The following is a 24,616-nucleotide window of genomic DNA, read 5'->3' as shown; positions in this document are numbered from 1 at the left end:
GTCGGTTTAGCGCGGGTCCCTTTTGTTTATTTGGGTTTAATTGTTACTTTAAAGCAAAAAAGCTAAAGCATGAAAGTAAGTACTAAAGCAACCTGGGCCATGATCATCATCACCATGATTTATGCGCTTTCGATTTGCATATCTGTAGCCCTACGACTGCAACGCATACAACCCAATCATTTTTTTCAGCTTTTTAGCGAAATAACTTTTATTATCCCGGTAATTTATATGGTTTTGATTTTAAATCACCTGCGGGAGAAGCCGTTGCTCATCACCATGTACGTTATTTACCTGGTTATAGATATTTTTATAGTGATTTATTACGTGCTATCGGCCCCGCCGACGGATTACATGGTTCCACTATTGATCCTTTTTGCCGGCTCAATCATTACAGTCATTAATATCATTATCATACTCACTTTTAGTATGCAGACGCGGAAACTAATGCGGCCCTTCTTGCTTTACTGGTTCACATTTTTGTTTATCAACTTTTTTAAACTACTGGGCAGCCTGCTAATGATATTTGGAAAAGGCGATACCCTTTTTCAATGTACCATCCCTGCAGAAGTGCTATTGCCAGTGGCCATGCTTTACGTGTTTTTTGCAACACTAAATTATCTTAAAAATCAAAGCGTGCAGAAAACATTGATTTCAAATACAGATGACGATGCCAACGGATTTTTAATATTTTAAGCTGATAATGGCCCACATGAAGGTAACCTTGAAAACCACCCATTACATCTTAGTTATCGCACTGGTAAACCTGTTGCTTAAACTGCTGTTAATTTTTCAGTATTTTATCCCCTTTTCGCCGGGGATGGTTATTAATCATGCTTTTGATATCGTACAGGATTGCACTTATTTAATCCCACTGGTTTATTTAGTTTATCTGTTAAAATTTATAAACCAAGCCAGGCCGGTAGTTATTGCTTTTATCATCAACTGTTTGTTTAGCGCTGTAGTAATGGCACTGGGGTTATTTATCACACGCGCTTCCAACCATGTTTATTTTATGATCATTGGTCTTTTTTCTTTTGCGGTATTGATAAACCTCGAGGTTCAAATTTTCAGGATTAAACATTACGTGTTAACTTTTCCGTTTAGAATGTATGGTATAACAGTCCTGGCCGTCATTTTTATACACCTGTTTAATGCAATGTTATTACCGTTTTTTCAGTATAAAATTTTATCCGGCTATAATTTATTAACCATATTGAATAAATCATTTAACCTGATTTACTTGCTGCCGCAAGCAGCATTGCTGTTTATACTTTACCAAACCGCAGAGTTTCTAAAACAAACCCGGCCAGATTTTGAATACATTGCGCCAAACGCGGGTGAGCAAGTTTAACCATCGCAAAACCTACGTCCAAAATTGCCGGTTTTGAGTATCTTAGGCTCATAAAACCTATCACATGAAAGTAACACAAAAAATTACCAGCTTTGTCATTTTAATTGCCATCCTTCATGCAATTAGCATCGCGATAACCGGCATTTTCAAGATAGAACATATAGTGTTTCCAACTTTCGTAAACTATTTTGTTAATTTTTTTATTGAAGGCACTTATATTATAACGCTTTTATATTTACATCGCTTGTTAAAATATATTCACGAAAAACGGAGTATTATTTTAGCATTTTGGGTTTACATTATTTATGATGCCTTTGCTTTTTTACTTCGCATGTTTGTTATTGGCACATCAATGATAAATGGTAACTGGCTTTTTAACCTGGTTTCTGTTGGGGTAACCTTGTACTTTATTATCCAGGTTTCCTGGGTCAGCAACTCCAGTCTCAGAAAACCATTCAAGCTGTTAACAATCGCCATACTGTTATCTGGGATAGTCAGGACGGTTGCGGCTGTGCTTTTAATTCAGCATTATGTTGGTCGGTTTATGCTTTGGTACATGGTTGCGGCAGAACTTCTTCCCCCATTTGCAATGCTGCATATCCTTCACAAAACATCCTTTTATCTGAACCACGAGCAACAGATGTTTCGACAGGCGGCGTTAAGCTCAGATGAACCAGCCTGAAATAACTTCAAAAGGGCATTTTGCCCGCATATTTATTAATTATATTTAGTTTTAAGGATTAACATGAAAATAAGCGTTAAAACCACTCGTTATCTTATTGCCGTTAACGCGGTCTATTTTTTAACTATAGTTATTGCCTTAATACTCGCGTTAAATAATACGCAGCCGCCGCTATATTTTACATTTTTAAGGGAGTTGCTTTTTAACGCACAATTGATATACATGATCTACGTTTTACGGCATCTCAGAGAAAAGAAAGCCACCGTTATCACCCTCGTTATTTTTATAATACTTGATATCATGCTAACATTCTGTTCAGATATCGCCGAGCCCTACACCAATATGGCGATGGTACTTTTTGCCATTTCCTGTTTGATGATGACACTGAGTATCGTTTTGATGATCCTGTTTTTAAAATTACGAAGCGATGCCCTCAGGCTGCCTTATAGCCTGTTTGCCCTGGCTTATTTAATTTACCTGATTTTGTATATGTTGGCCGGCGCGCTGGTAATTTTGTTTGGCACCATCGTTATTCAGATTAGCATGTTTACCATTTTAATTATCCCCGGCTCGTTGCTTTTCGTCCTCATCCAGATCTCGGGTTATCTTAAAACACAAGATAGGCTCGATCAGTCCATTTCTCAATTCCGAACTTCATAAATGAATATTTCTGCTAAAATTCCACCTGTTCTTTTGCTACGTCAACTGGTAACCGTTATGGCTTTTGTAGTGGTAACATTATCAATTATTAATAACGCCCAGGCCCAAATCGTCAGCAACAGCTATCAAACCGAAGCCGGTGTTCCCAAACTAAGCATCCAGCGATCGACGATCTACTCACCCGATAAGGAATGGCTGTATAATCATCACCCTTCCATTATCCATTTTAAAGATAAATTCATAGCGATATGGAGCAACGGTTTGATTGACGAGGATTCACCGGGCCAGCGGGTGGTTTATGCTACGTCGAAGGATTTTGTACATTGGTCAGCGCCGGTAACCCTGGCATCGCCGGGCAAGGTTAATGATACACTTACCGTGTTAACCGCTGCCGGATTATACCAATACCAAGGTACCCTGGTGGCCTATTATGGCGAGTACACCAAACACCGTCAAAATACCCACCTTTGGGGCAAAACCAGTAAGGATGGCATCCACTGGAGCAATCCTATCGAGATGCATGTGCCGCTAATCCCTAACCATGGCCCCGAGGCCACCAAAAGTGGCCGGCTCATTATCTGCGGTAATTTTTTGTTTCCCTACACCGATGATCGCCGCGGCATCTCCGGTTGGAAACTCAGCAGTTTTTACCCCGATTCATTATACACCCAGGATAACTCCGCTGCCTTTTATGCTCCCGCAGCCAAGCTTGGCTTGCCCCCGCTTTGCGAAGGTTCGTTTTTTCAGACGGATGATAACGTTTTGCACATGATGCTGCGCGTTACCGGCAAAGGCTGGAAAGGTAAATTATGGCTTACCGAAAGTAAGGATAACGGCACTTCATGGTCGCGCCCAACAGAAACTCCTTTTTCTGATAACGACAGCAAATTCCACTTCGGCCGCCTGCCCGATAAGCGTTTTTACTACGTAGGCATTCCCGATACCCTGCACCATTACGACCGGAACCCATTAGTATTGTCATTATCAAAAGATGGCCAATCATTCGATAAAAGCTACATCATAGCAAACGAACTTTATCACCTTAAAAAACAAGGACTTTGGAAAGGTGGTCAATACGGATATCCGCATACCATCATCTACAATGGCTATATGTATGCGATTATATCGAGGCAGAAAGAGGCTATCGAGGTGCTCAGGTTTAAAATAAGCGCGAATTTGAATTAAACACGAATTTCACGAATTAGGCGAATTGACACAAATGCCGGCGAACAATTTAAAGGTCGATTTATTTAGATCGCTATAATTTCCCCTATTCGTTAATTCAACTTGTACTCTAACATTCGTTATAATTCGTTTAATTCGTGAAATTAGTGTTCTGTTTAAATTCGTGAAATTCGTATCTATTTAAATTCTTGACAATTCGTGTGTATTGTAACATTATAAATTTCCCTGTATCTAAACCGTACTATTAACATATAAAACCTAAAACAAAACATGTTAAGCATCCGCAATATTGTTAAACAATACGCAGGCCACCGGGCATTAGACGACGTAAGCCTGGAGGTGCAAAGCGGCCAGGTTTTCGGTCTGCTTGGCCCGAATGGCGCCGGTAAAACCTCGCTTATCCGCATTATAAACCAGATAACCGCTCCCGATTCAGGCGAAGTGTTTTTTAATGGCCAAAAGCTCAACCAATCGCACATTGAGCGTATTGGCTACCTGCCCGAAGAACGCGGCCTGTACAAAAAAATGGAAATTGGCGAGCAAATGATTTACCTGGCCCGCCTGAAAGGCCTTAGTCGCGCCGAAGCCCAAAAACGTTTAAAGTTTTGGTTTGATAAACTGGGGATGGAAACCTGGTGGAAAAAAAAGATTGAAGAACTATCAAAAGGAATGCAGCAAAAAGCCCAGTTTGTGGCTACCGTGTTGCATGAGCCCGACCTGATCATTTTAGATGAACCCTTCAGCGGTTTCGACCCGGTAAATGCCGAAGTGATTAAAGATGAAATACTGGAGCTTAACCGCAATGGTGCAACTATCCTGTTCTCTACCCACCGCATGGAATCGGTAGAGGAGCTTTGTGATGCCATCGCCCTCATCCATCAATCGCATAAAATACTGGATGGTACCGTTAAAAACATCCGCAACTCCTACCGCAATGAAACCTATATGGTTGAGTATGCAGGCCAGCGTTTAAGCTTTAACGGCGCCCAGCCGTTCGACATCATTGGCGATACTATAACCGACGATGATAACCATACCATCCGCATAAAGCTAAATGAAGGTTATACCTCAAACGACGTATTGCAATACCTTATGCCCCAGGTGCGGATCAATATGCTGCAGGAAGTTATCCCCGGTATGCATGAAATATTTATCGAAAAAGTAAACGCAAACAACAAAAACCATGAATAAAGTATTACTGATTATACAGCGCGAATACCTTACCAGGGTGCGGAAAAAGTCGTTCATCGTCATGATTTTTGTGGTGCCTTTATTAATCCTGGCAATGGGGGCTATTATTGCTTTGGTAGCCAAAGACAGCAACAGCCTGTCAACGCTCCAAGTAGTTACGGTGGTTGATGACAGCAAAATTTTTGTTGATAAGTTCCGTGATGTATCCAACATCAAATTTGTTGTAAATCATAAAGATTTAAATGCAGATAAAGCAGAATCGAAAAAAGACGAAAATATATCTACCCTATATATCCCTGCCGATTACGGAAAAAAAGGAAGTGTACAGATCTTCTCTAAAAAGAAATCGCCCATGCAGCTTACCGACGAGATTGAAAAGCAAATGGGCAACATAGCCTTCGATTACAACATGATTCAGCACCATATTGATACGGCGGTTATCCACTCGATAAAAAGGGCTGACATTAGCGTAAAGACGGTAGAAATTACCGAAACCGGCGATAAGAGCAGCGACCTTGGGGCAAACATAGCCGTTGGAATTGCCTGCGCTATATTCATATACATTTCGCTGTTTATTTACGGCGGCCAGGTTATGCGTGGCGTAATTGAAGAGAAAACAAGCCGTATCATCGAGGTGATTATATCATCGGTAAAACCCTTTCAATTGATGCTGGGCAAAATTATAGGTGTGGGACTGGTTGGCCTGACACAATTTAGCGCCTGGATAATTTTATCAGTTATATCATCAAAAATAGCGGGGCACGCATTTAACACGCCGCAAAGCTTTATGGCGGGCATTATTGCAACACTATCTACAATACCATTCGGCTATATCCTGGGCTGTTTCCTGTTTTACTTTCTCACCGGGTACCTGCTATATAGCGCCCTGTTTGCAGCTGTAGGTTCGGCGGTTGACAGCGAAACCGAAACACAGCAATTCATGTTCCCGATAACCCTGCCCCTATTGTTTACTTATATGCTATCGGTAACGGTTTTATTCCGCGCTCCCGATAGCGCATTGGCGGTTTGGTTATCTATAATACCATTTACAGCACCGGTGGCCATGATGGTGCGTTTACCATTTGATCCGCCGGCATGGCAGGTTGCTTTATCCATGTTTATGATGGTAGTGGGCTTCTTGTTTACTACCTATGTGGCAGCACGTATTTACAGAGTTGGAATTTTGATGTACGGTAAAAAAGCCAGCTTTAAAGAACTGAGTAAGTGGTTTTTTTATAAGGAGTAATTGGTTCATTGGTTCATTGGACGCGGGCATAGCGGACAAAAGCTTTCGACGGCATTAGGCTTAAGTTTTTAAAACTTCGTAAGTCTTTCGGCAACTTGGTTAACGACTAACCGCCAGGCAAGACCGATGAACTAATGAACCAGTGAACTAATGAACTAAATAGTTATTTTAGCAACATGAGTAAACGCGTTGCCGTGATGGATTTAGGTACCAATACCTTCCATTTATTGATTGCCGATGGCGATATTGATAACTACCAGGAGATTGTACACTACCACGAAGCGGTAAAGCTTGGCGAAGGAGGTATTAACAAGGGCTATATTTTGCCCGAAGCCTACCAGCGGGGTATAAATACTATGCAGCAATTTGCAAATGAAATAAAGGCAGGTGGCGCAACCGAAGCCCGCGCCATTGCCACATCTGCCCTGCGCAGCGCATCAAACGGAAAAAATTTTATCAGCGAGGTTAAGGCACAAACCGGCATAGCCATCGAAATTATTGATGGCGAACAGGAAGCAGGTTTTATTTACCAGGGCGTAAAGATCAGCGGATGCTTATCGGCACAAAACTCGCTTATTATGGATATTGGTGGCGGTAGTGTAGAATTTATTTTAGGGAATACCGATGGCATCATATGGAAGCAAAGCTTTGAAATTGGTGCAGCCCGGCTGATGGATTTGTTTCATCGTACAGATCCTATCCCGCCAGCATCCATAGAAGCCTTAAACCAATACCTTGACGAAAAACTGACCGATTTGTTTACAGCCGTTAAAAACACCAAAATTGATACCCTCATAGGCTCATCCGGCGCTTTTGAAACTTTTGCCGAAGTGATAGAAGTTGAAAAAGGCCATAATTTCGACTTAAAAACCACCAAAAATTACAATTTTGACGAGGACGAGCTATTAATGCTCATTGGTAAATTTGTAGCATCCGGCCATAAAGAGCGGACCGCCAATAAAGGCATTATCCCGGTTAGGGTTGATATGATAGTTGCCGCATCGCTCATTACACGTTTTATAATGCATAAGCTGGACATTACCAAAGTAGGCATGTGCAGTAATTCGTTGAAGGAAGGAGTTTTGGCGGAGATGCTCGCTAGGTAATTTATTTAAGCCACAAATTAAAGCTTTTCTATTTCTTCGATTGACAGTTTAGTTGTTTTTGCTATAAAGTCATTTGCTAAACCTTCTTTCTTGAGTTCACGCGCAATATCCAAGGCTTTTTTATATTCTCCTTCTGCTTTCGCCGTAGAAACGGCATAGTCCAATACATTTTTATTATCCCACTTATATTTTAAGCTACTATCGTACATCGTTTTTTCCTCCTTGCTAAGGTTAATAGATGCTGCAATACTGAACAATTTTTCAAATATAGGTTTACGTAAGTATACCGGTATCTTATCCATTTGGCTCATGTTTTTTAACACATAAAGCCATCTGTCTAAATCAGTATCCAAATCATCACCTATTTTAACAAAAAATAGCTAATTCTATATAAGTATAACCCAGTTTATCGTAAAATATTTCGCCGGTATCCCTGTTACAAAGGCAAATATCGTGCAGGTATTTATCTTTGGGGCAGTCATCCAAGGTAAAATCTTCAAGCAGGGCAATAAAATATACCTCGGCAATGTTGTAAGCCCATGCATTCCGTTTGCCTTTTGGAGCCTGGTCGCTTATCAGCCTGCTGGTGTAAAACAAGGCCCTTTCTTTAAAGTACCCTTGTTTTGCCCGCTGTATCTCAATTAAAAAGTGTTCGCCTTTATCACCGGTGCAAAGCAGGTCGAATATAGCCGCACCCTCGTCCTTTAGGTCGCCATGATGTTCATTTTTGTTGTAGACGAGGTCGACAATATGTTTGCGCCCTCTGAATACCTCATTTAAAAAAGCGATCAGCAAGTCCTTATTGGGTTCGCTGCCGAAAATCTTTTTGAAAGCGAAATCAACTAAAGGGTCAATATATCTGCCGGGAACGGGAGGCTTGTTATCTGACATAAAAATTTTGTATTGATCAAGTTGCAAAAACGGCCAAACAGGTTGAAAAACCTATCAGCAAAACCACTAATGCACTTAATAAAAATTCTTTACGATAAACAAAAATGGCCGCTATTAAGCATATTATAATTTGGACGGCTATAAAAAACGCTTCGCCAATAATGATCAGTTCTTCTTTGTTGACGCCGAAGTATATAGTATAAGCCGCCAGCACCGCAAGGTTAATGCCGATGATGATTATTTTTGGCCGCTGTTGTGGCTTTTGCTTTTTGTTTAGTTCTTCCATTGTTACTGCAATTAATTTCTGCTGGTTTAATGTCCCGTTTCTGCCCACGTAACACAGGTTGAAAAACCTATTATCAAAACTAACAAGCCGCTTAACAGCCATATCCAGCTTCGTTTATCAACGGCAAATGCTAAACAAAGCAGCACTTGAATACCTAAAAGTAGCGAATCGAATATGAAGCCCGCTGAAAACGAAAGGCAAAAAACCGTATAGCCGGCAAGTACTAATAGATTGTAACCAACAATTTTCATCCCCTCGCCTGGCTTATTTTGTTTGGGAGCGTACTTTGTCAAAAAGTCATCTGGCTTGGGTGTAGGGTTGTTTGGGTTTTCTTCTTCAGTCATGCTATTATTTCATTTCGTAGTTGTTCCTTTTTTAGCGCATACCTTGTATTCCCACACAGGTAGAAAATCCGATAATCAAAACAAGGAACCCGCTGAGCAACCACATGCCGCTTCTTTTTACTATAGCCATAATAATGCAAACAAAAACGTGTAAGCCAATGATAAGGGCTTCTGATGCCAGGCCTTCTATACTGTTTCCCATTTTGCATAACACGGTATAAATTATCAGGATCACCAGGTTGATACCTAAAACTCCGATGCCTGGGAAAGAGTTGTTTTTGTTTTCCTCTGCGATATCGTTTTCCGGCTGTACTTTATCTTCTTGACCGTTACCTTCCATCATACTATTATTTCATTTCGCAACTGTTCCAAATACTTCCGTTTATCATCACGGTAAAAAATATTCATGGTTTCAAAGGGGATGATCTGCATATCCTTGTTTACAATGTGCACGCATGATTTTTTAATGGCGCGTACATCAAAATTATGGGCATCGATGAATTGCATAATAATTACCCTGAACAGGTTATCGTAACTCAGGCTTGGCGCGTCAATCTCGGGCAGGCAGCATAATATCGAATGCAGGTGCTCTTTGGCTTTATCAACCGAATTACCAGTGCTGAACATGTTGAGCAAATGCCCTTTCAGTTGTTCGTCCTGCTCGTACACGATAGTATTTTTGGAGTTATCCAGCAAATCGTCGGGGTTTATCATCCGGGTAAGGGGGAATACCTGGTCGCCCAGTTTTAAGGTGTAGGCCATTACCAGCGCGTCGGGGTTGCAGGGTACCGGGATCAGGTCGTTTTTATTGAAGATGTTGGTTTGCTCCAGTATCGCGCTGCGTACCTCGGTTAGCGTGTAACGATCTGTTTGCTCATTAAAATTCTCTAACCGGCCGGCCTGTTGTGTTGGCTGGAAGGTTACCCCCCGGATGCAGGGTTGATTCAGGGCATATTCAATAATTTGGCCTATCTCGTCGGTATTCAATCCTTTTTGCAGGGTTATAACCAGCGTGGTCGAAAGGTTATATTTATTCAGGTGCTCGATAGCCTTTGAGCGCACTTCGCGCAAATCTTCGCCGCGCAATTGCTCCAAAGCTCCCTTTTTAAAAGAATCAAATTGCAGGTAAATTTCAAAATCGGGCATATAGGTGGCCAGCCGCTTTACAAAGTTTTCATCCTTGGCTATGCGGATGCCGTTGGTATTTAGCATCAGGTGTTTAATGCGCTTTGTTTTGGCTATGTCCAATATCTCAAAAAACTGCGGGTGAACGGTAGGCTCTCCGCCGCTTATCTGTACCACATCGGGTTTGCCTTCGTTTTCTACAATCACATCCAGCATCTGCTCAATCTCCTGCAAGGTACGGTGACGGCCATAGCTTGGCGACGACATGGCATAGCAGGTGGGGCAGCTTAAATTGCACCTATCGGTAACTTCAACCACGGTGAGGCAGGAGTGCTGTTCATGATCCTGGCACAGGCCGCAATCATAAGGGCAGCCGTAATGCGTTTTGGCATTGAATTTAAGCGGCATTTCGCTGCGCTTGGCATAGTTGCGGCAGTTTTTATAATACTCAATGTCGGTGGCTATCAGTACTTTTTCGAAACCATGCTGGCGGCAGTTTTTGAGCATGAACACCTTATCGTCTTCAAACACAATTTTGGCATCAACCCGGCGCAGGCAGGTGGAGCAAATGCTCAGGGTAAAATCATAATAAATATAAGGGCGTTCAGGCATCGGTTTTTATCAGTTTAGATGGGTGTATAAATACTTTATAATAATACAAAATACCCGCCAAACAAACTAACTGAATTACCGAAAGCCCAAAACCAAAAAAGTAATCGGGCTTAATAAACTCGTCCAAAAACCTGAACAGCAAATAACTCAGCATAAAAACCTTAAATTTTGAGCCATCTGTGAACTGGCGCCGCCGTTCAATCAGCTTTAAAATGAGCCAAAGCAAAATCCAAAACACAATCTCGTAAAGGTTTGTGGGATGCCTGCGGATACCATCGCCAAAGTTAATAGCCCAGGGCAGGTTTGAGGCAATGCCGTAAGTGCCATCTTTCAATCCTGCCAGGAAACAGCCGGTTCGGCCGATGATCATGGCCAGTATCAGTGGGTAAACCATCAAATCGCCGGATGATACGGTTACTCCTATTTTCTTCTTGGTAAGCTCCACGCCTATTAATCCGCCAAGCATCCCGCCCACGATAGTTTTATTACCCATAAAGTAAATAAGGTTGAATTTTGACAGCAGCGCAGGGTTCTCCAAAACGCCAATCACATGCGAGCCTACAAAAGCACCAAATGCCGCGCCGATGAAAATAATAAGCCGGTTTTCGTTATTAATCTGGTCGTGGGTATTCCGGCGCAGCCAGGCATAATAACGGTAACCTAAAAAGTAGGCCAGCGTTTCGCACACAAAATGTACCGGGATAGATGATTTGCCTATGGGGATGTTTACGGGGAAGTGCATTGGGCAGCAATGTACCAATCTGACTGTTATTAACGCAAATAAAAAGATAGTGCGAATTTATAAAATCATTTTCTGTTATGATGGCCTCATTAACAAGATTCAAAGCCAAACTGAAGTTTATTATATTTGACCAAATTAAATGTCAATGAATAAAATTTGGTTTACTTCTGATCACCATTTTGGGCATCACAATATTATCGAACATGCCAAACGACCTTTTAATAATGTTGAGGAAATGGACGAAATAATGATTCAGCGATGGAATGAAAAAGTAAGCTCAAATGATTCTGTTTATTATTTAGGCGACTTAGCGCTTAACAAACCCGAACGGCTTAAAGAAATTCTAAAACGATTAAACGGTAGTATTTTTCTTATAAAAGGAAACCATGAAGCTTCGGCCCTGTCTTGTAAGAACAGATTTGAATGGATAAAAGATTATTATGAATTAAAAGTTGCAGATGATACCGTAGTATCCGGAAAGCAAAAAATAATCTTGTTTCATTATGCTATCAGGCAATGGAACGGAAAATACGGAGGTAGTTTTCATTTGTACGGCCACTCACACGGAATGTTAAAAGATGATCCGGATTCGTTGTCATTTGATATTGGAGTAGATAACCATGACTTTTATCCATTGGAATACAACGAAGTCAAAAGTCTTATGGCAAAAAAGAATTGGCCACCCGCAGACAGTATCTAATGCCCTTTATGGATGATTTGCCTATGGGGATGTTTAAGGGGAAGTGCAAAGTGATTTAGTAAAGCACTAAAATATCCTTTTTATTTTATTCCATACCCGCCGGGCGAATGAATATCGAACACAAACTCCGCCGGCTACAATATTAGCTGAATTAGCAATTGTCAAATCTTCTTCCATTGTAACGTTATATAAATTACCGGGCACATCTTTAATTTTAAACTTTTGGGGCTTAAAACCGATAAATGAAAAAACAAGGCTATCTGCCGATGATGGCACTATTAACTTAAAGTTGCCATCCATATCGGTTGACGTGGTGAGGGTTTTATCGTTCAAATAAACCGAAGTACCCGGTAGCGGCAAGCCTCCATCTTTTACTATAACCTTCCCTTTTAAAAGAACGTCCCCCACGGTATCAGCCGCCAAGCTATTTTGTCGACCCAGTTTTTTGTTCTCATGTCTCTCAGTTTCATGTTTTAGACCAGCCTCGGCCCTGGCAAATGGAATTAAGCTCATGAGCGATGCCGCAACCACCAACCTTTTCCATCGTATGGTATAGTTATTATTGCCAATATCGTTATTCAAAAGTGATAACTGTTGCTTATCAAACCTGCCGCAAACATTAGGTTTTTTATCCAGGTAACTAATAATATCAGCATCGTTCATTGTTGTAAAATCGATTACGGTTTTACAGCAGTGCAGGCAATAGCGTCCGTCATTAACAGGTTTCATTTGCGCCCATTGCTCGTGGCAGGGTTCATGAATGCTGATGCTTTTTATTGCCGCCATGGGTTACATCGATTGTCAGGTTGCTACTAAGTTAACAATTTACGGTTCAAATATATCTTGCGCCAATGGTATTTATTATCAATTAAATATCCTCCTTATCGGCCTTTTGACACATTTGTAATAAATCCGTTTGATAAGGGATGGCTTTCTGAAAACAATAATGTCGCCCATTAGGGCTTGCTGGTCTTCGTTAAGCTTTACCTGGTAATCCTTATCGGCACAAATATCAATTTGCAATGGTTTATAGCCTATAAATGATATGCCCAATTGTTTGGCATTTTGCATCACGTTAATTTTAAAATTACCGTTGGCATCTGTCATTGTAGCCGCGTTACCAGTCAAAGCCTTGACGGTTACACCAGGCATAGGCAAATTAGTTTCATCTAAAACGCGGCCGGTTATTAAGCGGGTTTGAGTACTATCAATTAAGCGTACTTTACCTAACAAAGGCTTTTCAAATCCGTTTTTTATGGCAGCTGATTGTTGTACAGTTAACACCGGGGTGCCTTGCGCAATTGATTTGCACGAAAACCCCGAACTGAAAATGGTAAAAGCAAGTGCCATTTTTTTCCAACTCCATTTTGATGTTGAACTATCAATCTCAAGTCCGTTGTTAATACCGGTTAATTGCGGCTTGTTAAACCTGCCGCAAACATTACCCGCTGTGCTTAGGTAGTTGATGATTTGGCTGTTGCTCATGGCGGTAAAATCCGTTACAATTTTATCGCAGCTTTGGCAATGCCTGCCCTGGCCTGCCGGAGTCATTTGCTGCCATGACTGATGGCAAGGCATTGGGATAGTGATAGTGGTGATGTTGTTCATAATTATAGTTTCTTAGAGGTCTCTGAGCATATCATATATAGAAGTGTAAACGCGATGAATTGCGGGTTTTATAAATACACCGGTAACTTGCACCCCGCCAAGCCTCCCGGTTAGACCCGGTGATACATAATTTAAGTTTGTTTCTTTTATAAAGGGTAAACCGGGTTCAATCTTTATATCTGCGCCGGTTAGATGCTGTGGAGCTATGGCCAGCGTATCGTGGTGTTTAAATTTTATCGGGGCCTGCTCTGTTTTATGTTTCCTTTGCGCGTTTGCCTTTACAAAGGGAATTGCCATTAATACCGTGGCGGCAATGGCTATCTTCCTGAAAAAGCTATAAGATGGTTTGTTATTCTGCAACTGTCGATTTAACCGGTTTAGTTGATGATCATCAAATCGCCCGCATACATTGCTTTGCCTGCTAAGGTAATTGATGATCTCTTTATCCGTCATCGCCGAAAAATCAATAACCGTTTTACAACAACTTTGGCAGTGCCGCCCACCATCAGCCGGTGTCATTTGTTGCCATAACTCGTGACAAGGTTTGGTGATATTAATGCTTTTGGTGCGCGCCATTTTAATGTTTTTGTTACAGGATGCATTTTATTGATCGTTTCCATAAGCGCTTTGTACTTTTTTTGAAATTTCTTGTATCTTTTTTATCGCCAAATAAAATTCCCGGCCATCATTTGTATATTGCTGCCTTTAACTGACCCTCATGAAAATTAAATTTTTAGGCTTCGGCCTATTCGCACTTTTAGCTGTCAATTCCCAGGCACAAAAAACAAAAGTTAACCCCGGCGATACCACATCCAACTACAATCCGGCCGCGTTATTTTCGCCGCAGTTTTATACCGATAAGGGCAACGAATTCCATTCGGCCAATGGCGAACCCGGTCCGAAATACTGGCAAAACCGTGCCGACTATACCATTAATGTAGCGCTGGATACTGCCGCCAAAACCGTCAGCGGTACAGTAAGCATTAACTATGTAAATAACAGCCCAGATGCGTTGCAGTACCTATGGCTGCAGTTGGATCAAAACACCTATAAAAAAGAGGCCCGCTCTAACTTTTTTACGGGCCGCGTTCCCGGGCCTAACCAGCATACTACCGGCTATACTATTGAATCGGTGGCGTTAGATTATGGCGATGTGGTTAAGCCTGTGCCTTACGTAGTTACCGATACCCGTATGCAGGTGCGTTTACCGCATGCCTTAGGGAAAGGAGCTTTAAAACTTCGAATCAAATATCACTACACCATTCCTGGCGACTTTGGTAACCGTACCGATTATGTAAATACCAAAAACGGAACGATTTACGAGATTGCCCAATGGTTTCCGCGTATGTGTGTATATGATGATAGCCGTGGCTGGGATACGCTGCCATTTTTGGGCGCAGGTGAGTTTTATTTAGATTATGGCGATTTTGATTACCAGGTTACTGTACCATGGGATATGATAGTAGCCGGTTCGGGCGAGTTGTTAAATCCTAAAGAGGTTTTAACAGCTAAACAAATAGCCCGGCTTGATGCCGCGCGCGCAAGCGATAAAACGGTAATGATACGCACCCTTGCCGAGGTTACCGACCCGGCAAGCCGCCCTGTTAACAAGGGCACGCTTACCTGGCATTACAAAATGATAAACACCCGCGATGTGGCCTTTGGCGCATCAAAAGCCTATGTTTGGGATGCAGCACGGGTTAATTTGCCGGGTGGCAAAAAATCATTGGCCATGTCGGTTTACCCGGCCGAGAGTGTTGGCCCCAATGCCTGGGACCGCGCTACTGAGTACCTCAAAAAATCGATAGAATATTTTTCAGAAAAATGGTTTGTGTACCCCTACCCTGTTGCCATTAACGAGGCCGGTATTGCAGGCGGTATGGAGTATCCGGGTATAGTGTTTGACGGCATTACCGACAAAGGCAACGAGTTATATTGGGTAACCGCGCACGAGATAGGCCACAACTGGTTCCCGATGATTGTAGGATCGGACGAGCGCCGTTTTGGCTGGATGGACGAGGGTTTTAACACATTTATAGACATTTATGCATCAGACGAGTTTAATAAAGGCGAATACGCCCCTAAGCGCGATGGTGAATATGCGCCTGGTGGTGGTAACCCGGCCGACGAGATCATCCCGATATTAAGTGACCCGGCTTCGCCTCCCATTATGACGGCTGCAGATGCAACGCCCGAAAAATATCGCCACCCGTTGGTTTATTTCAAACCCGCATTTGGCCTGGTTTTGCTGCGCGAACAGATACTGGGTAAGGATAGGTTTGATTATGCCTTCCGCAACTACATCGCCAAATGGGCATTTAAACACCCACAGCCCGACGACTTTTTCCGCTCGATGGAAAGTGGTGCCGGCGAAGACCTTTCCTGGTTTTGGAAAGGCTGGTTTTATAACAACTGGGTAAGCGACATAGCCATTACAGCTGCTCAAAACGTAGGGAGTAACGCAACCAAGGGCGTAAAAATAACCGTTGTGAGTAAAGAGCAACTGCCAATGCCCTTCACTGTAGAATTAAAGTATAAAGACGGCAGCAAAAAGCGCCACTACCTGCCTATTGAAACCTGGATGCAGCGCAAAGTAGTAACCGTAACCCTCCCCGACGATAAAGACGTTGAAAGCGTTACCATCGACCCGGATAATGCTTTGCCTGATTTGAATAGAGGGAATAATAGTGTGAAGGTGAAGTAATTGATGATGTACGTTATCCTATTGCAACAACGAGGTGCGAACTATGACAGTACACGCGGTGTGCCACTTATTTGGGGTAACATAAACCTGGCGTTGCTTGCATTTATTGTTATAGGTACGTGGATAAAATTGCGGTATGATAAGAAGCATCCTCCAATCCCGCGTAAAAGAGGAAGGCCGAGGAAGGACGGCAATAAAAGTAAAGATGAAAATACGTCGTTATTTGGTAGGAGGATATAATCTCCTCTTTTGTAAACAACGTTACAAGTTCTTGAAGCAAAGTTCGGTTAGACGCGCGACACGTTGCATTAATGACCAGGGGCTTCTCATAAATTTGTCAATCTTACCTCAACGTTAAACAATTAATAAGGTAAAGCTTATCTTTGCTATATGAACACAGCCGATCTGTTGCAACGCGCTTTGCGGTTTGATTTTTTGACCCAGGAAGAAGGGGTTTATCTTTATAATAATGCGCCTACTGCCGATTTAATGTACACTGCCAACGAACTGCGTAAAAAGCAGGTTCCGCACGGCAAGGTTACCTGGCAAATTGATCGTAATGTTAATACTACCAACGTATGTATAGCCAATTGCAAGTTTTGTAACTTTTTTCGCAGGCCCGGCCACGAGGATAGCTACATTACTGATATTGAAACCTACAAAAAGAAGATAGAAGAAACTTTCCGCTACGGCGGAGATCAGTTGCTGCTGCAAGGTGGTCACCACCCCGACTTGGGCCTTAAATTTTATACCGATCTGTTTAGCGAGTTGAAACAGTTATATCCAAAGTTAAAACTACACTCTTTAGGCCCGCCGGAGATAGCGCACGTAGCCAAGCTGGAGAATATGAGTCACATAGATGTGCTCAGGGCGATGAAGGAGTCTGGATTGGATTCACTGCCCGGCGCAGGCGCCGAGATATTGAACGATCGTGTACGCCGCCTGATATCAAAAGGTAAATGCGGCGGCAAGGAGTGGCTGGATGTAATGCGTGCAGCCCATCAATTAAATTTACCAACATCTGCCACCATGATGTTTGGCCATATTGAAACCATCGAAGAACGCTTTGAGCACCTGGTTTGGATCCGCGAGGTACAATCCGAAAAACCGGAAGGTAATTATGGGTTTGTAGCCTTTATACCCTGGCCTTTCCAGGACGATGGCACGCTTTTGCGCAAAGTTCGTGGCATCACCAATAATGTTACCGGCGATGAATACATCCGCATGATAGCCTTAAGCCGCATTATGCTGCCTAATATTAAAAACATACAGGCCTCATGGCTTACCGTTGGTAAACAAGTAGCGCAATTGTGCTTACATGCAGGTGCTAATGATTTTGGATCGATCATGATCGAAGAAAACGTAGTATCCGCCGCGGGCGCACCACACAGGTTTACCGCCAAAGGCATCCAGGATTCAATTAAAGAAGCTGGTTTTGAACCCCAGCTGCGCACCCAAAAATACGACTGGCGCGATATACCGGTTGAAATTGAAGAACAAGTTATTGATTATTAAGTTTTCAGTTAGCAGTTGGCAGCCAGGTTTATTGCTTTTTACTGCAAACTGAAAACCGCGAACCGTAAACTAAAAAAATGACCCATCATATAGAGGCACTCATCTTCGCATCTGAACAAGGCATACGGCTGGAGGAGATTATGTACTGTCTTCAGGCTGCTTTTGAACGCGATTTTACTGCCGATGAAGTGAACGAGAGCCTAAAAGCCATCGAACTAAAATATAGCGATGATAACCTGGCCATCGAATTGGTAAAAGTGGGCAATGGCTACCAGTTTTTCACCAAAAAACGATACCACCCGGTCATCAATTTATTGCAATTGCAACGATCTAAAAAAAGATTGAGCCAGGCCGCTTTGGAAACCCTTGCTATTATTGCGTATAAACAGCCGGTAACCAAAACCGATGTGGAGCAAATCCGCGGTGTAAACTGTGATTATTCGATCCAAAAACTGCTCGAAAAAGAGCTGATAGCGATAACCGGGAAGTCGGAAGCGCTCGGAAAACCCATATTATACGGCACCAGCGGCCTTTTTATGGATTATTTTGGTATCAACAGCATACACGAATTACCTCAGATTAAGGATTTTACAAGCACATCCGTAGCCATTGGCGAGCAAACAGAATAATTTTTATTTCCTGTTTTTAATAAAAATGATTTTGATTATTTTTACTATTGAAATGGGAAATAAAAGCTTTAAAAAAATTCCTGCTTTTTGCCCGATTTAAAGTATTATTGACAAAGTTTTACAAATAAAATCCATTACAATGGGAGCGCCAAAAAAACCAACCACTAAGAAGATCGACAATTCTGATGACGACCTTGATGACGATGACGATCTGAGTCTCGACCCTAAAAAGAAAAAAGTTGAGGACGATGATGATGATTTTGATGGGCCTTTAGACGACGATCTGGGCAGAGGTTATGATTCATTCGACGATGACGATGACGACGATTTTTAATCGTTGACGATACATAGCTCTATTTGTAAAGCATTCAGCACATGCCCTGAATGCTTTTTTTATATTTAGCCCTCCTATGATTATAACCGAAGTAAAAGATAAAGCATCAAAAAAAGCATTTTTAAACCTTGCACGTACCTTGTACAAGGACGACAAAAACTGGGTTTGCCCGCTGGATAATGATATTGAAGCGGTATTTGATCCGGCAAAAAACAACTTCCACCAGGATGGCAAGTGCACCCGCTGGATTCTGGCCGATGAAAACGGCAAGGTAATAGGGCGCGTTGCAGCCTTCATCAATAATAAAAAAGCCTACCATTACGAGCAGCCAACCGGCGGCATGGGATTTTTTGAATGTATTGATGATAAAAAAGCTGCTTTCCTGTTATTTGATACTGCAAAAAAATGGTTGCAGGATAATGGCATGCAGGCCATGGACGGGCCTATCAATTTTGGCGAGAACGATAATTTCTGGGGACTGCTGGTAGAGGGCTTCACCCACCCCTCCTACGGCATGAACTACAATTTTCCGTACTATCGGGCATTTTTTGAAGATTATGGTTTTAAAACACTGTACGAGCAAATCACCAATCACCTGGATGTAAACAAGCCTTTTTCGGAGCGCTTTACAAAAATTGCCAATTGGGTTATTAAAAAGCCCGGTTACGATTTCAGGCATTTCGAGATAAAGAAAATGGAAAAGTTTGCTGCCGATTTTATCGAGATTTATAACGATGCCTGGCGGGATTTTGAAAACTTTGTTCCAATAAGCCAGGCTACCATTGCCGAAAGCTTTAAAAAAATGAAGCCGCTGATGGACGAGAAACTCATCTGGTTTGCCTATATTGATGATGAACCGGCTGCTTTTGTTATCATTTTACCTGATGCTAACCAGATGCTTAAACCTGTAAACGGCAAACTCAACCTGATTGGTAAGCTTAAATTTTTATATTACCGTTGGAAAGGCGTATCGCGTATGCGGGCGATAGTAATGGGCACCAAGCAAAAATACCAGAAACATGGCCTGGAATCGGCGATATTTATTAAGCTTAAAGAATACGTTTTGCCTTTAAAACAATACGACGAACTGGAATTATCCTGGGTTGGAGATTTTAATGAGAAAATGATTGCCATTCACGCGGCAGTGGGGGCCACATTTGGTAAAAAACATTTAACAATGCGTTGTACATTTTAACCAAACCCGGTTGCAGCCGGGTTTAAATTTATGCGGTAGCTTTTGAATGCCTAAGCTCTTCAAAGAGCTCAATTACCTTTTTCTGCAGATCGATAACTTCGGTTTCACGATCCATTAAGCGTTTGTTAACTGTTTCCAATTCGTTAACAAATTTTTGATCCTGGTCGGCATCATTAAATGTAAGTAGCTGAACTACCGACATTTCGAACAAAGTTGCTATTTGTTCGAGCCTTGATAAATTAATGTCGGTAATCCCTGTCTCGATCTTCGAGAAAGCGGGAATGGAAATATCTAACCGTTTTGCAACATCCTCCTGGCTCCACCCTTTTTGATGACGTAATAGTCTGATTTTTTTTCCAAGTGTTTTCATGTGAATTCAATAATTGTAAAGGTTTCGCAAAAGTTAATTACTTTACAATAATATTTATTATCACGCTAATTATCAACTAATTTGCACAATATTTTATTTAAAAACACAAGCGGACAAAATAAATCGCAATTACCTGCGTTACAGGCCGCTAAACAAAATTCAATCCGTCTTTTTTTAAATATCATCGAACAGCTAATAATGAATGTTCAAACTTGTAAAATACCCTGCATTTAGTTAGGTTGTACACTTATAATAACCCGCTCCGGATCAAGGGGCGATGCGGTTCTTTCGCATTTCCATTTGGTGCCGGCAGTTGTACCTTCAAGCGTATTTCCATTTTCTATCACATCTCCATAGTCGTAAATATAATAAGCGTAATTCCACAACAACCCGGCAATTTCGTTAGCCTCAAAACCTACAAACCTTATCTGAAAATCAGGTAAGCCAAGTGAATGAAGCCCAATGGTATCCATCAGTAATTCTTTTTTGGCCGAATCACTTATGTTGTAAAGCCGTACGTTACATATGCTGTATAAAACCTGTTTTTCTGTACTATCCCAGTGATTTAGCAAATCAATAGGTTTGATTATTTTTTGGCCATGAAAAGAGTAAACAGCATCTGGTTTGGTGGCCTTTGTTACAGCCACCAAAAAGTTCATAAACCAATTTACCCTTTGCTTATACTCAAGCGTTCGCGAAAGCATATCGGTAACCAATACTTCATATTTACATTCATTGGCTACATCATTAGCTTCCTGCCAATTCCAGTTTTGTTGAAAAGCGGTTTCGGGCAAGCTTACATTTTCGTTTTGGGCAATAATACATTGTGCATCAATAATTGCGTCTGCGAACTCAATCTTAACACCAGGGAAAGAAAATAAGAGAGAATTCTCATTCTCCGAACCCTCAATGTTTGTGAAATACGTCTTCGCTTCGGTTAATATTTTATTAAAATTAAGCTCCGGCTTATCAATAAAAAGCAATTTAAACATCAACAATTCTGGGGAATTCTCTAAACGCTGCAATTCAGCTGCCGGCTCATTCGCCGGTGGAGCAGGTTTCTTTTTAAAAATGTTAAATAGGCCCATAAAAATTAAAGTGGTTCGGTTTACTTGTGCTAACGCAATTCAGATGGCACAATATAAGCAAAGCTTCCCGTAAATAATTTTAGTATCCGGGGTAAAACGGCGAATTATCACAAAACTGTAATTAAAAAAATAACAGTTAAATATTATTTGTATTTATAAATAACAAGCCTATTTTTGTACTGTAATAATTTTAATTACAGATGAACGGGCAATTTCAAATAGCTGTACATATCCTTACCCTGCTCAATGCGCAGCCGGGCGAGCTTTTGTCGTCAGATTATATTGCCGGCAGCATCAATATCAATCCTGTATTGGTACGTAAAGAAATTAGCAACCTGCGCAAATACGGCTTAATAGATAGTAAAGAAGGCAAAGCAGGCGGCTATAGTTTGGCCCTGCCGCCCGATAAAATTTTCTTTAGCGATGTGTATAGGGCCGTAAAAGTTGCACCAGCCCTGGGCCAGGCAAAAAATAAGCCTAACCCGGCATGCTCAATAGGTAAGCAAATAAGCCAACACCTGGATAATTTGGCCGAAGAGGTTGATACCACCATATTTAACAAACTAAAAACAATGACACTGGCTGATTTTAGCAGCAAATTCGAGTAAAAAAATTTACACAAAACTGTAACAAATTAAATTACAATATAAAAAACAATAATTATGAAATTAGCACTGATAGGCGCAACCGGCTTTGTAGGCAAAGCAGTATTAGCCGAGACTTTGACACGTGGATACGATGTAACTGCCATAGCCCGCAATCCTCAAACTATTGAAGTTAACAGCGATAAGCTTACAACCGTTGCTGTTGACATTTTTGACACCGACAAGCTTGCAGCCGCGCTTGAGGGCCATGATGCCGTAGTGAGCTCGTTTAACGCAGGCTGGGGCAATCCAAATCTATATAACGATTTCCTGAAAGGATCAGAACTTATTCAACAGGCGGTAAAACAATCGGGCGTAAAACGTTTATTGGTTATTGGCGGCGCGGGCAGCTTATATGCTGCTCCTGGTTTGCAGTTGGTTGATACCCCTCAGTTCCCTGCAGAGTGGAAAGCAGGCGCCACCGCGGCCCGCGATTACCTGAACATCCTTAAAAAAGAAGAAGACCTGGACTGGACATTTTTAAGCCCTGCCATCAACCTGCACCCGGGCGAGCGCACCGGAAAATTCCGTTTAGGTACCGATGAACCTGTATTTGATGAAGCCGGCCACGCAGATATCAGTGTAGAGGATATGGCCGTTGCCATACTTGACGAACTGGAAAACAACCAGTTTGTGAAGAGAAGGTTTACATTGGGGTATTAGGTAAAATTTGTCTGAACCGGAATTCATCGAATTATGGAATTTTTAGAATTCTTTAATTCTATAAATTCGACAAATTCTGGTTCAGACACTCCTACTTTACAAACTTAGCAGCTACCCAATCCTTATCCTTTTTATGGATAATATACTTCAATCCGTATTTACGCGCCTCGTCGATAATGATATCCAGATCGGGTGATTCGTAGAAACCACTGAAATAGATCTCGCCTTCAGGTTTTAATACTTCGGCATACCGCTCCATTTGGTCTAACAGGATATTGCGGTTAATATTGGCCAATATGGTATCGTATTGTTCGTCTGGTATCGCCTCTTTTGAGCCGCACAGCGGGGTAATATTTGCAATATGGTTTAACGCAGCGTTTTCGATAGTACTATCATAACAAACCGGATCATAATCAATAGCCGTAACCTGCACGGCACCTAATTTAGATGCCATAATAGCCAGGATGCCTGTGCCGCAGCCCATATCAAGCACATTTTTGCCTTCGTATTCGTTTTCCAGCATTAGTGCCAGCATCATTGATGTGGTTTGATGGTGGCCGGTACCAAAAGCCATTTTCGGATCGATAACAATCTCGTACGGAAACTCTGGCTTGGCTGGATGAAAGGTCGCCCTTACATAAATTTTGTCGCCAATCTCAATCGGCTCAAAATTACTTTCCCATACCTCGTTCCAGTTTTGTTGCGGAATAAGTGTTACTTCATAACTAAAAGTAAACAGCTCGCGATAGGGCGCTAATTGCTCAATCAGCGCCGCTTCATCAAAAGCATCTACCGGGATATAAGCTTTAAAACCAAGTTCCAGTTCTTCAAAAGTATCAAAACCAATCTCGCCCAAAGCATTAATCAACAAATCCTGCTGGTAATCTTCGGTAGTTATGGTGGTAAAAAGTAATTCGTAGTAGTTCATAAGCCCCTTTAATAATGACGCGTTTGTAAGTTTCTGATTATTAAAATTCGTCATTGCGAGGTACGAAGCAATCCCTGACACGCTCGACCTCAAATAGTTCGGGATTGCTTCGTACCTCGCAATGACGGTAGTTTAGGATATTGGTTTAACTATATTTCGTTGCACGTCATCTCCATTTTTGCCAGGCTCTTACCTAATGGTTACTCGACATATTTTTTATTTTGTATTTCTACTCTTCGGCAGCAATTGCTTCGCGCTTGGTCTTCAGCTTAACAGCCTTCCCTGTCACCAAAAACAAAATAAAAAAGTTAATAGCCCAGTAAGCCAGCTGTATCATTAACATGATGGCTGTTAGCCCAATCAGGTTATCATAGCCCGATTGATCGTCCCATATAAAATAGGCAACCCCGCCGGCGGCAAGCGCACAAACAACAGCCACAATTACAAACGTGACTAATGCCCCAACGGCCGACCGCAACACAAAAGCTTCCCAAACCGGCACGATAACAATCCATTGGGTAAGTATGGCGCAAATAAAGTATAAAGGCCAGCAGTAATAAAAGCAGGCCATAAATGCATGTACATTACCCTCGCCCATATCCCCTACCTGCATAGCATTGGCGTAAGCGCTCGTAATTACAAACACCGAAAATGCCATAAATGCAATAAGTGGCGGGAGAAAAGTTCTCATGTTTTAGATTTGAGATATTAGATGTGAGATTTGAGATTAACCCCAAATCTCACTATCTAACGTTCGATAGCTATTTCTGTTTGAGATATGATTAAACAGCCGGACAAGTGCAGCCCGTCTCAAATC

At 41.8% G+C, this 24,616-nt stretch carries 28 protein-coding genes and 1 pseudogene; 16 read left to right on the top strand and 13 right to left on the bottom strand.

Translation table 11 applies throughout. The annotated features are described in order from the left end of the window. Positions 1 to 69 precede the first annotated feature (69 nt). The 8 genes from AC1RM2_RS33910 to AC1RM2_RS33875 all read left to right on the top strand — a co-directional run bounded on the left by AC1RM2_RS33910 (position 70) and on the right by AC1RM2_RS33875 (position 7,421). The gene (locus AC1RM2_RS33910) at positions 70 to 693 is read left to right on the top strand and encodes a hypothetical protein (protein ID WP_492989548.1); all 624 of its coding nucleotides are present in this window, start codon (positions 70 to 72) and stop codon (positions 691 to 693) included. 16 nt (positions 694 to 709) lie between these two features. Further along, positions 710 to 1,351 carry a hypothetical protein gene (locus AC1RM2_RS33905; protein WP_492989547.1) on the top strand — a complete coding sequence of 214 codons (642 nt, stop codon included), beginning with the start codon at positions 710 to 712 and terminating at the stop codon, positions 1,349 to 1,351. Between the two features lie 64 nt (positions 1,352 to 1,415). Further along, on the top strand, positions 1,416 to 2,033 hold the full coding sequence (locus AC1RM2_RS33900) for a hypothetical protein (protein ID WP_492989546.1): 618 nt from the start codon (positions 1,416 to 1,418) through the stop codon (positions 2,031 to 2,033). Positions 2,034 to 2,096: 63 nt separating this feature from the next. Continuing rightward, positions 2,097 to 2,693 (top strand): hypothetical protein, encoded by a 597-nt coding sequence (locus AC1RM2_RS33895; protein WP_492989545.1) that lies wholly within the window; start codon positions 2,097 to 2,099, stop codon positions 2,691 to 2,693. Beyond that, positions 2,694 to 3,878 (top strand): exo-alpha-sialidase, encoded by a 1,185-nt coding sequence (locus AC1RM2_RS33890; RefSeq protein WP_492989544.1) that lies wholly within the window; start codon positions 2,694 to 2,696, stop codon positions 3,876 to 3,878. It begins immediately after the preceding gene. 270 nt (positions 3,879 to 4,148) lie between these two features. Beyond that, on the top strand, positions 4,149 to 5,069 hold the full coding sequence (locus AC1RM2_RS33885) for an ABC transporter ATP-binding protein (RefSeq protein WP_492989543.1): 921 nt from the start codon (positions 4,149 to 4,151) through the stop codon (positions 5,067 to 5,069). Continuing rightward, positions 5,062 to 6,315 (top strand): ABC transporter permease, encoded by a 1,254-nt coding sequence (locus AC1RM2_RS33880; RefSeq protein ID WP_492989542.1) that lies wholly within the window; start codon positions 5,062 to 5,064, stop codon positions 6,313 to 6,315. The genes AC1RM2_RS33885 and AC1RM2_RS33880 overlap by 8 nt, the downstream gene beginning before the upstream one ends. Positions 6,316 to 6,491: 176 nt before the next feature. Next, on the top strand, positions 6,492 to 7,421 hold the full coding sequence (locus AC1RM2_RS33875) for a Ppx/GppA phosphatase family protein (RefSeq protein ID WP_492989541.1): 930 nt from the start codon (positions 6,492 to 6,494) through the stop codon (positions 7,419 to 7,421). 17 nt (positions 7,422 to 7,438) lie between these two features. Here AC1RM2_RS33875 and AC1RM2_RS33870 read toward each other — a convergent pair. The 6 genes and pseudogenes from AC1RM2_RS33870 to AC1RM2_RS33845 form a co-directional block, all read right to left on the bottom strand. Continuing rightward, positions 7,439 to 8,312 (bottom strand): annotated as a pseudogene (locus AC1RM2_RS33870) (Rpn family recombination-promoting nuclease/putative transposase). A gap of 16 nt (positions 8,313 to 8,328) precedes the next feature. After that, positions 8,329 to 8,598: a hypothetical protein gene (locus AC1RM2_RS33865; RefSeq protein ID WP_492989540.1), complete on the bottom strand. Its 270-nt coding sequence runs from the start codon at positions 8,596 to 8,598 to the stop codon at positions 8,329 to 8,331. Positions 8,599 to 8,624: 26 nt separating this feature from the next. Further along, positions 8,625 to 8,942 (bottom strand): hypothetical protein, encoded by a 318-nt coding sequence (locus AC1RM2_RS33860; protein WP_492989539.1) that lies wholly within the window; start codon positions 8,940 to 8,942, stop codon positions 8,625 to 8,627. A 31-nt stretch (positions 8,943 to 8,973) separates the two neighbouring features. Beyond that, entirely contained in the window at positions 8,974 to 9,285 is a 312-nt protein-coding gene (locus AC1RM2_RS33855) for a hypothetical protein (protein WP_492989538.1), read from the bottom strand. Continuing rightward, on the bottom strand, positions 9,282 to 10,679 hold the full coding sequence (locus AC1RM2_RS33850; RefSeq protein WP_492989537.1) for a radical SAM protein: 1,398 nt from the start codon (positions 10,677 to 10,679) through the stop codon (positions 9,282 to 9,284). Before AC1RM2_RS33850 ends, AC1RM2_RS33855 begins: the two co-directional genes overlap by 4 nt. Next, a complete protein-coding gene (locus AC1RM2_RS33845; RefSeq protein WP_492989536.1) occupies positions 10,672 to 11,421 on the bottom strand; it encodes a prolipoprotein diacylglyceryl transferase in 750 nt (249 codons plus the stop codon). The genes AC1RM2_RS33850 and AC1RM2_RS33845 overlap by 8 nt, the downstream gene beginning before the upstream one ends. A gap of 145 nt (positions 11,422 to 11,566) precedes the next feature. Between AC1RM2_RS33845 and AC1RM2_RS33840 the strand changes: the two genes are divergently transcribed. Beyond that, positions 11,567 to 12,121 carry a metallophosphoesterase gene (locus AC1RM2_RS33840; RefSeq protein WP_492989535.1) on the top strand — a complete coding sequence of 185 codons (555 nt, stop codon included), beginning with the start codon at positions 11,567 to 11,569 and terminating at the stop codon, positions 12,119 to 12,121. A 66-nt stretch (positions 12,122 to 12,187) separates the two neighbouring features. Here AC1RM2_RS33840 and AC1RM2_RS33835 read toward each other — a convergent pair whose 3' ends face one another. From AC1RM2_RS33835 to AC1RM2_RS33825, 3 genes are all read right to left on the bottom strand, one after another. Continuing rightward, positions 12,188 to 12,907: a carboxypeptidase-like regulatory domain-containing protein gene (locus AC1RM2_RS33835; RefSeq protein ID WP_492989534.1), complete on the bottom strand. Its 720-nt coding sequence runs from the start codon at positions 12,905 to 12,907 to the stop codon at positions 12,188 to 12,190. Between the two features lie 78 nt (positions 12,908 to 12,985). Next, positions 12,986 to 13,729, bottom strand: a complete 744-nt coding sequence (locus tag AC1RM2_RS33830; RefSeq protein WP_492989533.1) for a carboxypeptidase-like regulatory domain-containing protein — start codon at positions 13,727 to 13,729, stop codon at positions 12,986 to 12,988. A gap of 12 nt (positions 13,730 to 13,741) precedes the next feature. Further along, positions 13,742 to 14,305 (bottom strand): hypothetical protein, encoded by a 564-nt coding sequence (locus tag AC1RM2_RS33825; RefSeq protein WP_492989532.1) that lies wholly within the window; start codon positions 14,303 to 14,305, stop codon positions 13,742 to 13,744. A gap of 142 nt (positions 14,306 to 14,447) precedes the next feature. Here AC1RM2_RS33825 and AC1RM2_RS33820 point away from each other — a divergent pair, with 142 nt between their 5' ends. The 5 genes from AC1RM2_RS33820 to AC1RM2_RS33800 all read left to right on the top strand — a co-directional run bounded on the left by AC1RM2_RS33820 (position 14,448) and on the right by AC1RM2_RS33800 (position 20,106). Continuing rightward, a complete protein-coding gene (locus tag AC1RM2_RS33820; protein ID WP_492989531.1) occupies positions 14,448 to 16,433 on the top strand; it encodes a M1 family metallopeptidase in 1,986 nt (661 codons plus the stop codon). Between the two features lie 390 nt (positions 16,434 to 16,823). Further along, on the top strand, positions 16,824 to 17,948 hold the full coding sequence (gene mqnC, locus AC1RM2_RS33815; RefSeq protein ID WP_492989530.1) for a cyclic dehypoxanthinyl futalosine synthase: 1,125 nt from the start codon (positions 16,824 to 16,826) through the stop codon (positions 17,946 to 17,948). Positions 17,949 to 18,025: 77 nt separating this feature from the next. Then, positions 18,026 to 18,577 carry an SMC-Scp complex subunit ScpB gene (gene scpB, locus AC1RM2_RS33810; protein ID WP_492989529.1) on the top strand — a complete coding sequence of 184 codons (552 nt, stop codon included), beginning with the start codon at positions 18,026 to 18,028 and terminating at the stop codon, positions 18,575 to 18,577. A gap of 139 nt (positions 18,578 to 18,716) precedes the next feature. After that, positions 18,717 to 18,911: a hypothetical protein gene (locus tag AC1RM2_RS33805; RefSeq protein ID WP_477362982.1), complete on the top strand. Its 195-nt coding sequence runs from the start codon at positions 18,717 to 18,719 to the stop codon at positions 18,909 to 18,911. Positions 18,912 to 18,987: 76 nt separating this feature from the next. Continuing rightward, positions 18,988 to 20,106: a GNAT family N-acetyltransferase gene (locus tag AC1RM2_RS33800; protein WP_492989528.1), complete on the top strand. Its 1,119-nt coding sequence runs from the start codon at positions 18,988 to 18,990 to the stop codon at positions 20,104 to 20,106. A gap of 28 nt (positions 20,107 to 20,134) precedes the next feature. Here the strand turns inward: AC1RM2_RS33800 and AC1RM2_RS33795 are convergent, their stop codons facing one another. Together AC1RM2_RS33795 and AC1RM2_RS33790 are read right to left on the bottom strand one after the other, a co-directional pair. Further along, a complete protein-coding gene (locus tag AC1RM2_RS33795; protein ID WP_147059644.1) occupies positions 20,135 to 20,476 on the bottom strand; it encodes a helix-turn-helix domain-containing protein in 342 nt (113 codons plus the stop codon). A 230-nt stretch (positions 20,477 to 20,706) separates the two neighbouring features. Next, entirely contained in the window at positions 20,707 to 21,564 is an 858-nt protein-coding gene (locus AC1RM2_RS33790; protein WP_492989527.1) for a DUF4261 domain-containing protein, read from the bottom strand. A 200-nt stretch (positions 21,565 to 21,764) separates the two neighbouring features. Here AC1RM2_RS33790 and AC1RM2_RS33785 point away from each other — a divergent pair, with 200 nt between their 5' ends. Then, positions 21,765 to 22,172 (top strand): Rrf2 family transcriptional regulator, encoded by a 408-nt coding sequence (locus AC1RM2_RS33785; RefSeq protein WP_492989526.1) that lies wholly within the window; start codon positions 21,765 to 21,767, stop codon positions 22,170 to 22,172. 54 nt (positions 22,173 to 22,226) lie between these two features. Next, positions 22,227 to 22,871, top strand: a complete 645-nt coding sequence (locus tag AC1RM2_RS33780; protein ID WP_492989525.1) for an NAD(P)-dependent oxidoreductase — start codon at positions 22,227 to 22,229, stop codon at positions 22,869 to 22,871. A 91-nt stretch (positions 22,872 to 22,962) separates the two neighbouring features. Here the strand turns inward: AC1RM2_RS33780 and prmA are convergent, their stop codons facing one another. Together prmA and AC1RM2_RS33770 are read right to left on the bottom strand one after the other, a co-directional pair. Continuing rightward, complete coding sequence (prmA, locus tag AC1RM2_RS33775; RefSeq protein WP_492989524.1) at positions 22,963 to 23,799, bottom strand: 50S ribosomal protein L11 methyltransferase; 837 nt, start codon at positions 23,797 to 23,799, stop codon at positions 22,963 to 22,965. 229 nt (positions 23,800 to 24,028) lie between these two features. Continuing rightward, complete coding sequence (locus AC1RM2_RS33770; RefSeq protein ID WP_492989523.1) at positions 24,029 to 24,490, bottom strand: hypothetical protein; 462 nt, start codon at positions 24,488 to 24,490, stop codon at positions 24,029 to 24,031. Positions 24,491 to 24,616: the final 126 nt, after the last annotated feature.

It is taken from the genome of Mucilaginibacter sp. GW822-FHT03E02 (assembly GCF_058801545.1).
Note: the sequence above shows the minus strand (reverse complement) of the source record. Positions and strands in the feature narration are given on the sequence as shown.

Coding starts and splice junctions, on each gene's coding strand:
- AC1RM2_RS33855 (WP_492989538.1), bottom strand. CDS start 9,285: ATGATGGAAGGTAACGGTCAAGAAGATAAAGTACAGCCGGAAAACGAT.
- AC1RM2_RS33835 (WP_492989534.1), bottom strand. CDS start 12,907: ATGGCGGCAATAAAAAGCATCAGCATTCATGAACCCTGCCACGAGCAA.
- AC1RM2_RS33880 (WP_492989542.1), top strand. CDS start 5,062: ATGAATAAAGTATTACTGATTATACAGCGCGAATACCTTACCAGGGTG.
- AC1RM2_RS33890 (WP_492989544.1), top strand. CDS start 2,694: ATGAATATTTCTGCTAAAATTCCACCTGTTCTTTTGCTACGTCAACTG.
- AC1RM2_RS33885 (WP_492989543.1), top strand. CDS start 4,149: ATGTTAAGCATCCGCAATATTGTTAAACAATACGCAGGCCACCGGGCA.
- AC1RM2_RS33805 (WP_477362982.1), top strand. CDS start 18,717: ATGGGAGCGCCAAAAAAACCAACCACTAAGAAGATCGACAATTCTGAT.
- AC1RM2_RS33820 (WP_492989531.1), top strand. CDS start 14,448: ATGAAAATTAAATTTTTAGGCTTCGGCCTATTCGCACTTTTAGCTGTC.
- AC1RM2_RS33905 (WP_492989547.1), top strand. CDS start 710: ATGAAGGTAACCTTGAAAACCACCCATTACATCTTAGTTATCGCACTG.
- AC1RM2_RS33785 (WP_492989526.1), top strand. CDS start 21,765: ATGAACGGGCAATTTCAAATAGCTGTACATATCCTTACCCTGCTCAAT.
- AC1RM2_RS33910 (WP_492989548.1), top strand. CDS start 70: ATGAAAGTAAGTACTAAAGCAACCTGGGCCATGATCATCATCACCATG.
- scpB (WP_492989529.1), top strand. CDS start 18,026: ATGACCCATCATATAGAGGCACTCATCTTCGCATCTGAACAAGGCATA.
- AC1RM2_RS33790 (WP_492989527.1), bottom strand. CDS start 21,564: ATGGGCCTATTTAACATTTTTAAAAAGAAACCTGCTCCACCGGCGAAT.
- AC1RM2_RS33860 (WP_492989539.1), bottom strand. CDS start 8,942: ATGACTGAAGAAGAAAACCCAAACAACCCTACACCCAAGCCAGATGAC.
- AC1RM2_RS33865 (WP_492989540.1), bottom strand. CDS start 8,598: ATGGAAGAACTAAACAAAAAGCAAAAGCCACAACAGCGGCCAAAAATA.
- mqnC (WP_492989530.1), top strand. CDS start 16,824: ATGAACACAGCCGATCTGTTGCAACGCGCTTTGCGGTTTGATTTTTTG.
- AC1RM2_RS33795 (WP_147059644.1), bottom strand. CDS start 20,476: ATGAAAACACTTGGAAAAAAAATCAGACTATTACGTCATCAAAAAGGG.
- AC1RM2_RS33770 (WP_492989523.1), bottom strand. CDS start 24,490: ATGAGAACTTTTCTCCCGCCACTTATTGCATTTATGGCATTTTCGGTG.
- AC1RM2_RS33830 (WP_492989533.1), bottom strand. CDS start 13,729: ATGAACAACATCACCACTATCACTATCCCAATGCCTTGCCATCAGTCA.
- AC1RM2_RS33895 (WP_492989545.1), top strand. CDS start 2,097: ATGAAAATAAGCGTTAAAACCACTCGTTATCTTATTGCCGTTAACGCG.
- AC1RM2_RS33875 (WP_492989541.1), top strand. CDS start 6,492: ATGAGTAAACGCGTTGCCGTGATGGATTTAGGTACCAATACCTTCCAT.
- AC1RM2_RS33780 (WP_492989525.1), top strand. CDS start 22,227: ATGAAATTAGCACTGATAGGCGCAACCGGCTTTGTAGGCAAAGCAGTA.
- AC1RM2_RS33850 (WP_492989537.1), bottom strand. CDS start 10,679: ATGCCTGAACGCCCTTATATTTATTATGATTTTACCCTGAGCATTTGC.
- AC1RM2_RS33845 (WP_492989536.1), bottom strand. CDS start 11,421: ATGCACTTCCCCGTAAACATCCCCATAGGCAAATCATCTATCCCGGTA.
- AC1RM2_RS33840 (WP_492989535.1), top strand. CDS start 11,567: ATGAATAAAATTTGGTTTACTTCTGATCACCATTTTGGGCATCACAAT.
- AC1RM2_RS33825 (WP_492989532.1), bottom strand. CDS start 14,305: ATGGCGCGCACCAAAAGCATTAATATCACCAAACCTTGTCACGAGTTA.
- AC1RM2_RS33900 (WP_492989546.1), top strand. CDS start 1,416: ATGAAAGTAACACAAAAAATTACCAGCTTTGTCATTTTAATTGCCATC.
- AC1RM2_RS33800 (WP_492989528.1), top strand. CDS start 18,988: ATGATTATAACCGAAGTAAAAGATAAAGCATCAAAAAAAGCATTTTTA.
- prmA (WP_492989524.1), bottom strand. CDS start 23,799: ATGAACTACTACGAATTACTTTTTACCACCATAACTACCGAAGATTAC.